The organism is Amaricoccus sp. W119 (assembly GCF_047275745.1).
GTDB lineage: Bacteria > Pseudomonadota > Alphaproteobacteria > Rhodobacterales > Rhodobacteraceae > Amaricoccus.
Genome location: NZ_JBKQWU010000096.1, coordinates 1 through 7,787 on the forward strand (window position 1 = coordinate 1; position 7,787 = coordinate 7,787).

4 protein-coding genes and 2 pseudogenes are annotated in these 7,787 nt (G+C 69.1%); 4 read left to right on the top strand and 2 right to left on the bottom strand.

The genetic code is table 11. The annotated features are described in order from the left end of the window. Positions 1-643: 643 nt before the first annotated feature. The 3 genes and pseudogenes from cas1c to ACLJK8_RS21075 all read left to right on the top strand — a co-directional run. Positions 644-1,732, top strand: a pseudogene (gene cas1c / locus ACLJK8_RS21065) (type I-C CRISPR-associated endonuclease Cas1c); the annotation flags it as partial. A 121-nt stretch (positions 1,733-1,853) separates the two neighbouring features. Then, complete coding sequence (gene cas2 / locus ACLJK8_RS21070; protein ID WP_413152355.1) at positions 1,854-2,144, top strand: CRISPR-associated endonuclease Cas2; 291 nt, start codon at positions 1,854-1,856, stop codon at positions 2,142-2,144. A 259-nt stretch (positions 2,145-2,403) separates the two neighbouring features. Then, positions 2,404-3,075, top strand: coding sequence for a hypothetical protein (locus ACLJK8_RS21075; protein ID WP_413152352.1), 672 nt, complete (start codon positions 2,404-2,406; stop codon positions 3,073-3,075). A 26-nt stretch (positions 3,076-3,101) separates the two neighbouring features. On the opposite strand, the gene ACLJK8_RS21080 is transcribed toward ACLJK8_RS21075, so the two are convergent. Further along, positions 3,102-4,466 (bottom strand): hypothetical protein, encoded by a 1,365-nt coding sequence (locus tag ACLJK8_RS21080; protein ID WP_413152353.1) that lies wholly within the window; start codon positions 4,464-4,466, stop codon positions 3,102-3,104. Next, positions 4,451-7,180 carry a hypothetical protein gene (locus tag ACLJK8_RS21085; RefSeq protein WP_413152354.1) on the bottom strand — a complete coding sequence of 910 codons (2,730 nt, stop codon included), beginning with the start codon at positions 7,178-7,180 and terminating at the stop codon, positions 4,451-4,453. The genes ACLJK8_RS21080 and ACLJK8_RS21085 overlap by 16 nt, the downstream gene beginning before the upstream one ends. A gap of 86 nt (positions 7,181-7,266) precedes the next feature. Here ACLJK8_RS21085 and ACLJK8_RS21090 point away from each other — a divergent pair. After that, a pseudogene (locus ACLJK8_RS21090) lies at positions 7,267-7,787 on the top strand (IS21 family transposase); the annotation flags it as partial.

Consider the following 7,787-nt stretch of genomic DNA (forward strand, 5'->3'; position numbering starts at 1 on the left):
GAGAAATCCATCGCTTCCGCCGAGGCGTGGATATTCATCGCCCATATCCGCGTCCTGACCAGGCGCCTCGCAAGGTATTGGCACGGCGCGTAGAGTTTCGAGTCCGGCTCTGAGAGGCTTGTCACCGAGCGCGGGCTCGGCGACGCGCTGATGGCGAGCCGGCGGCTTTATCGAGATCGCGACGAACTGGCGTGGTTCGCGACCCGGGCGCGGGCGCAGGCGTGCTACCTTGGCGGGCTCCATGCCACGGCTCGGCGCCTCCTGGGCGCGGCGTGATGCTCGCCAGGTTCTGGGCCTGGCGCGCGCGCCAGGAAGCGCTGCGCCGCGACGCCGGGCAGCTGGGCACCCGCAATAACCCTCCCCTTTGACGGCCCGTCGTGATTCACTGGTTCCATCGAGATCAGAGGGGATGAAATGGAGCAGCGGTCGCTGTTTGGATTGTCCGAGCATCTGGTTGTGTCCCGGGAGTTGGTGTAGGAGGCCGCGCGCGGCGCGGTCGATCACCGTCAGCACGCCCATGCCGTGCAAGGTCCCCGCGAGCCGGCGCCATTCGTTGCGCGCGACCGGGGAGAGATGCGGCGGGCAGCGGGGCAGACCTCGCCGCCCACGCCGCTGAAAGCGCGCTGTCGTGCCTGCTCGCTCCATGACCTTTGCCGGCCCGAAGCCGTGGCGCGGCCCGCGCGGGCCTGGCGCGACCGGATGGTCGCTGCCGAGGTCGGGCCGCGATGAAGAAGCTCCTCAACACCGTCTATGTCACAACCGAGGGCGCGGCGTTGCGCAGGGACGGCGAAAACCTCGTAGCCGAGGTGGACGGCGCCCCGAAAGCGCGGGTGCCGCTGCNCTCAACACCGTCTATGTCACAACCGAGGGCGCGGCGTTGCGCAGGGACGGCGAAAACCTCGTAGCCGAGGTGGACGGCGCCCCGAAAGCGCGGGTGCCGCTGCACATGCTGGCCTCAGTGGTGATCTTTGGGCCCGTCTTCGTCTCGCCGGCGCTGATCGGCACCTGCGCCTCGGCCGGGATTACACTTGTGCTACTCGACCGCGCCGGCCGGTTCCAAGCGCGGATCGAAGGGCCAGTCAGCGGCAACGTCCTCCTCCGCCGCGCGCAGTACCGAGCGAGCGAAGCGCCCGAAGAGATTACCCGCTCGATCGTCATCGGCAAGATCGCGGACCAGCGCGCCGTGCTGCTCCGCGCGCTGCGTGATCATGGGCCGGAGATGGCGGAGGAGGCGCGCACCGCCATTGACTTAGCAGTGGAGCGGATTGCGCACATCCTGCGCCGCGTGACCTATGCCGATGCGACGCTCGACGCGATGCGCGGCTCCGAGGGCGAGGCGGCGAACCTCTACTTCTCGGTCTTCGACAACCTGATCCGCTCACCCGACCCGGAACTCCGCTGGCGCGGCCGCTCGCGCCGCCCGCCGCTCGACCCGATAAACGCGCTGCTATCGTTCCTCTACGCGCTGCTCACCCACGATTGCCGGAGCGCTTGCGAGAGCGTCGGTCTCGATCCCGCCGTGGGCTTCCTCCATCGCGACCGCCCGGGCCGACCAAGTCTCGCGCTCGACCTGATGGAGGAATTGCGCGCGCCACTCGCCGACCGGCTGGCGCTGTCGCTCGTCAATCGCCGCCAGCTCCGCGCCGGCGATTTCCGCGCGATGGACGGGGGCGCGGTGCTCCTCTCCGACGACGCCCGCAAGCTGGTGCTGACCGCCTGGCAGGAGCGCAAGAAGGAAGAGCGCCAGCACGCCTTCCTTGGCGAGAAGGCGCCTTTCGGCCTCGTACCCAAGCACAGATGCTCGCACGGCACCTGCGCGGGGACATCGACGCCTATCCGCCATGGTTCTGGAAATGATGGTGCTGGTTACCTACGATGTGAACACGCTGACGCCCGCCGGCCGCAAGCGGCTGCGCCAGATCGCACGCGCCTGCCAGGACTTCGGCCAGCACGTGCAGTTCTCGGTCTTCGAGATCGAGGTGGATCCGGCGCAATGGGTAACGCTGAAGGCGCGGCTGGAAGGAGTGATCGACCCTGCGGTGGACAGTCTGCGCTACTATCATCTCGGCGCGAACTGGACCCACCGAGTCGAACATGTGGGCGCGAAGCCGGCGATGGACCTGGGTGGCCCCTTGATCTTTTGAATGCCAGTGCGAACCATATGCGTGCCCGAAAGGGTCGTGAGGTTCGCGCCGGCGTGGTTCTTTGAAATCGTTGGCATTTGTATCAACTCCCCGCTCTCCGCGGCAGTCGACCGCGCTTCTCGGGGAGGAATCGCGCGTGGGGTTTGACTTCTCGTGCCGTTCCAAAGTTTTCTGCCTGGACAGTCGCCCCCTTCGCGGGGGCGTGGATCGAAACCGGTAGTTTTCCCGGACGATCTTCCTTGTTTTCGTCGGCTTTGCCGTGATCTCGGCGACATGGCTCGGCCTGCGCCAACCCGAGACGCTTGCGCTCGAACGGCGGCGCCCGTTCCGGCTGTCGCTGCTGGCCGAGGGCGGCAAGGAGATCGTTACCCACCGGGTGGTGATGCGGTCGCTCCTGACCCAGTCGCTGATCTTCGGGATGCTGTTCTCGACCCTCTCCTCGACCCAGCAGGTCTTTGACACCACCTTCGGCCGGGCCGAGAGTTTTCCGCTCTGGTTCGGCGGCGTCGCACTGCTCTCGGGCCTGATGGGGCTGGTGAATGCGGCCCTGGTCGAAAGGGTCGGGATGCGCCGCCTGGTCACCACGGTGCTGGCGATCGAGATCGTCCTGATGGCGCTCGCTCTCGCCCTCACCCTGTCGGGCGTGCTGTCGCCGGGCCTGCAGTTCGCCGTCTACCTCTGCTGGATGGGAGTGATCTTCGGCCAGATGGGCCTGACCGTGGGCAATCTCAACGCCATGGCGATGGAGCCGATGGGCCACCTTGCCGGGCTGACCGCCTCGATCACCGGGTCGGCGGCCACCGTGCTGGCCGTGCTCCTCGCGGTGCCGGCCGGGCTGTCGTTCGACGGCACGCCGGTGCCGCTGATGATCGGTTCGCTGGCCATGGCCATCCTTGCGCTGCTCGTGGTCCTGCCCCTGCGCAGCACCTGACCGAACCAGCGCCGCGGCCCCGGCGCTCAACGCTCCGGGGTCTTCGCCGCATCTTCCCGGTCAACAACCGCGGGCGGCCCCAGAACTTCGCGGATGAGTTCGGGCACGGTGCTGCCAAGGTTCTCGATCATGAAGGGTCCCAGCTGGTGACCGCCACCCTTGCCCGCGGCGGCCTGGCCGATGTGGGCGAAGAACACGTTGAGCTTCTCGGCATTGTCGCGCAGCACCGCGGCGTCGATCTCGACCGGCGGATCCCCCAGCCCCAGTCGCAGCCGGCCGCCCGACTCGGTGGCCAGGATCTCGCGCAGGATCTTGACCACTTCGGCATGGGCGTGCCGGGCGTTCTCGGGGCTGTCGGCCATGTACATCAGCGCGCGCAGCTTCTTCTGGTCGGCACCCGACGGATCGAATATCGACGGCTTGCCCTGCGCCCCCTGCAGCATCTCGTAGAGATAGCGGCGGAACTGGTCGGGGCTGAAGGCGCCGGGGCCGTTCTTTGAATCGATGCCGATGGCGTCGCCCTGCTTTAAACCGGCCGGCAGGTCCTCGGCCTCGCCGATCCGGCAGATGTGGTCGAGCTTGCGCGGGGTCTTGTCGTTGATCTGGTCGACGCTCTGGAAGGCCCGCGGTGCGCTTGCGTTCGCCGTCTCGGAACTGACCTGGGCGAAGATCGCCGGCACATCGGCGCCCTCCGGCGGATTCTGGGCCAGCTTCAACAGCCCCTCGACCATGTGTTCGAACATCGACCCCTTGGCCGAGCGTTCGACATTGACGATGCCCTCGCCCAGCATCTCGCGCAGCGAGGTCTGGATGGCGGCAATGTTCTCAGGGCTTACGTCGGAGCCCAGACGGCTGCTGTAGTCTCGGACCATCAGGTCGAGCATGGCCGAGACCTCGGCCCGTGCGGCGGGCGGCAGCGCCGCGAAGCTCGACGGGCTGCCGCCTCGCACCAGGATCATGATCAGCTCGATCCGGGCCGGCTCCGACAGGCTGATCTCGGTCTCTCCGACCTTGAAGGTGCCACGCCGCGCCAGCGCCTCGAGCACCGGCGCCGGGCCCGGAATGTCAGCCTCGGCGCCGGGTTTGGAGGCGAGCGCGCGCACGAAGTCGCGGAACCCGTCCTCGATCCGCTTGCCCCGCCGGTTGAGGATGTCGGTCGCAGTGCGCGTGTCCTGCCCTGCGGCCGGCAGTGCCTCAAGCCCGCTCTCGGCAAGATCGGCAAGAAACCTCCGCACCAGCACGTCGCGATTCTTCCCGCCGCCCGTCAGCACGGCGAAAAGCCCCGACTGGTCCAGCACCTCGATCCGCTTGGCGATCGCCCGGGCCTCGGGATGGGTGAGCGTCAGGGGCGGCGTGTGGGCGCTTGCCGCGTCCATCACCTGGTCGGCCACGGCCTCCCGGGTCGACGCCACATCCTGTCCGCGCCCCTGCCGGCCGGCGCGGCGGCATGGCGGTCGAGGAAGCTTTCCTGGCCGGTAGCGATCGGCTTGGCCGCACTCATCCGGCCCAGGTCCTGCTCGCTGATCCCGCCCAGTTCCGCTTCTTCCCGGCTGCGGGCGCGCGAGCCGAACCGGATCACGCTCGCCGCGAACTTGGGGTGCTTGATCGCCTGCTGTAGGTAGTGGTTGTAGTCGGCCAGGCTGATCCGCCCCGGCGCCGGGGTGGAGCCTGCCGGCAGGGCGCGCAGGTCGACCGCGTTGAGCAGAAGCGGCCCCAGCTTCTGCACGACCTCCTTGTAGCGGTTGACCGGCTGGTGAGCGAGGAATTCGAGCGTCGTCATCAGCGCGATGCGGGCGCGGCCGGGATCGACACCCTCGGCCTCAGCCAGCAGCCGCGGCAGCGCAGCGATGGTGGCCAACGTCTCGGCGTCACCGCCGGCCAGATAAGCGCGCGACAGGGTCTCGAACACGCTGCGCTGCGCGGCCAGCGGATAATCGGTGACCCCGCCCTCGAGCAGCTGCCGCACGGTGTCGATATAGGCGGTGTGCGAGGCCTGCGGCGCATCCTTGGCGAGCATCAGGGTCCGGTTGGTCGCCAGCCCCTCGAGGATCATCGCCTGGACCTGGTGGTGCTTGCGCAGCGCGCCCTCCCCAGCGCCCTCGGCCGGTTCGAGCCCCAGCATCCGGGACACCAGCTGGAGCTGCTCGGCGAGTGCTGCATTCTTGGTGCTGGCGGGAAACTTCTCCAGCGCCAGGAACATCGCCTGCCGGGCTGCGGTCAGCTCGGCAGGCTCGGGATCGTCGCCCGTCAACGGGTGGCGCAGCGCCTCGATCGTCTCCGCAAAGAGTTTCTGCAGTCGGGTGTTCTCGGCCTTGTCTGTGTCGAAGGTCCGGGCCTTGATGCGACGGGTCAGCGCCGCCGCCCGGTCGTCGACCGTGCCGCCCCGGAGCCGGGTGAACAGATGGTCGCGCACCGCATCGGTCACAGCATCGGGCGCGAGGTTCTGCAGATGGGCATGGCGCGGATCGTTCGAGCCGCTGTTGACCAGCGCCAGCGTCTGCACCAGTTCGTCCATCTCGACCGCGCCCTTCATGGTGCGCAATAGGTTCAGAAGCCGCTTGCGTTCGGTCCGCGGCAGATCGTCGAAGCGGCGGGTCAGGTCATAGTAGGCCGCCCGCACCCGGGCCCGCGCCTCGGGCAAGTGACGGTGGATCAGCGCATCATCCGCGTCGCCCTTGGCGAACATCCGTGCCGGCTGCTGGAGCCAGGCAGGCTTTTCCTCGAGCCCGAGCGCGACCCTGTTCCGCCGGTCGGCGGACCAGTCGTCCAGTTCGTCCCGCCGCCCGGTCAGCGCCTTCAGCGCCGCCTCGGCCTGGGCCAGATCGGCCAGCGTCCGCTGCCGGCTGCCGGGCCACAGCGCCGCCTCGGCCCGGGCGCGCAGCCGGCCGATGGCGCGCTCTTGCGCGTCGATCTCGATCTCGACCTTGCCGCGATAGGCGGCGAACTGGTCGTCGACCGTCAGCTCGTCCCAGCGCGCGATCCGCCCCTCGTCGAGCCCGCCCAGCCGCGACCGGAACTCGGGGTCGTGGTACTGCAGAACATGCAGCCCCTCTTCGCCGAGCCGGCCCGGATCGGCGCCGGCGCGCATCAGCACCACCGGCCGGCCGCCGACGATCAGGGTCACCGCGCTTTCGTTGCCGCTGCCGTGGACGAAGCTCAGGAAGGCGTCGTCTGGCAGCACGATCAGCGGCGTCTGAAGCACCTTCCGTTTCATCCCGAAGGGCACGAGGTCGAGGAAGGCGCGCTTCTGCGCCAGCGCCTCGCGGAACCGCGGTCGGCCGTGGCGGGTGGCGGCCGTCTCGGTGATCGCAGACCGCAGGGCGTCGAGATCGGCCGCGGGACGGCGCGCCTTGACATCGGCCAGGATCGCCTCGATCCGCACGTCGTCGAGCGGGGTGCGGGTGAACTGCGCCACCCGGACCTCCATCAGCGCGTCGGGCGTTAGTTGGCCCATGGCGGCGCGGTGCTCGGGCGGCACGTTGTCCATGTAGAGCGCGCGCGCCGCTTGTTCGATCACGCGCCCCGACATCTGCTGGACCGCCGCAGCGGCCGCCTCGGGCGTCATGCCTGCGGTGCGCAGGATCGCCGCGGCCCTGGCGAGACCTGCGGCATCGCCCGCCCGCAGATGGCGATGCAGCGCCTCGGCATCGCGCGGCCGAAGCCCGGCCACCGTCGCGCGCAGGGCCTCGGGGCTCGCCGCGGCCAGATCGTCGCGGATCCGGGCGTGGCGGGCGGCAACGACGCTGCGTGCGGCAGCGGTCTCGCGCCCCGCCGTCTCCATCTGCTCCCGCACCCGGCGGCGCAGACCCGGATCGTCGGGGATCGCCGCCTCGGTCGCGCGGCGGAAGTCGGTCTCGCCAGCGGCAAGCGCCCGGGCCAGCGCCTGACGGCTGCCGGGCGGCAGGTCGGCCAGTTCGCTGAAGTCGAGCCCCTTCAGCACCGCCCGCTCGGGGCCGCGCACGCCCGAGAGCATTTCCTTCTCGGTCTCCCGCAGCCGCGCCCGGCGGGCCCGGCGCTCGGGCGCATGGGCCTCATTGGCGCGCACCAGCACCCGGTCGAACTCGGCAACGTCGAGCCTGTGTTTCGGCGTGCAATTGGTGCCCACCTGACCCGGTGATCGGCGTCTAATCGGGGACCACCCGCCGGGTCATCTATGCTCGCCTGCGATCGGAGCTGGCGAAGAGGCGGAGGATGACGACGGTGGAAACGGTTGGACGGATCAGGCGGGCGTATTTCGTGCAGAAGCAATCGGTGCGTGAGATCGCGCGACGGCTTCATGTGTCGCGGAAGACGGTCCGGAAGGCGATCGAAGCCGAGGATGGCAAGTTCAGCTATGACCGCGCGGTTCAACCGATGCCGAAGCTCGGCGAGCACGTCGCCGAACTCGAGCGGCTTCTGGCGGAGAACGAAGGGAAGCCCCGGCGCGAGCGGCTGACGTTGATGCGCCTGTTCGAGACGTTGCGGGGCCAGGGATATGAAGGCGGCTACGACGCGGTCCGGCGCCATGCGCGTCGCTGGCAGCGCGAGGAAGCGGGCCGTACCGCGACCGCGTTCGTGCCGCTCAGCTTCGATCCGGGCGAGGCTTATCAATTCGACTGGAGCCACGAGATCGTGGTTCTCGCGGGCGTGACGACGACGGTGAAGGTGGCGCATGTCCGGCTGTGCCATAGCCGGATGTTCTTCGTGCACGCCTATCCGCGCGAGAGCCAGGA

Bases quoted from the DNA above. Each gene is read 5' to 3' on its own strand.
- cas2 (WP_413152355.1), top strand. From the start codon at position 1,854: ATGATGGTGCTGGTTACCTACGATGTGAACACGCTGACGCCCGCCGGC.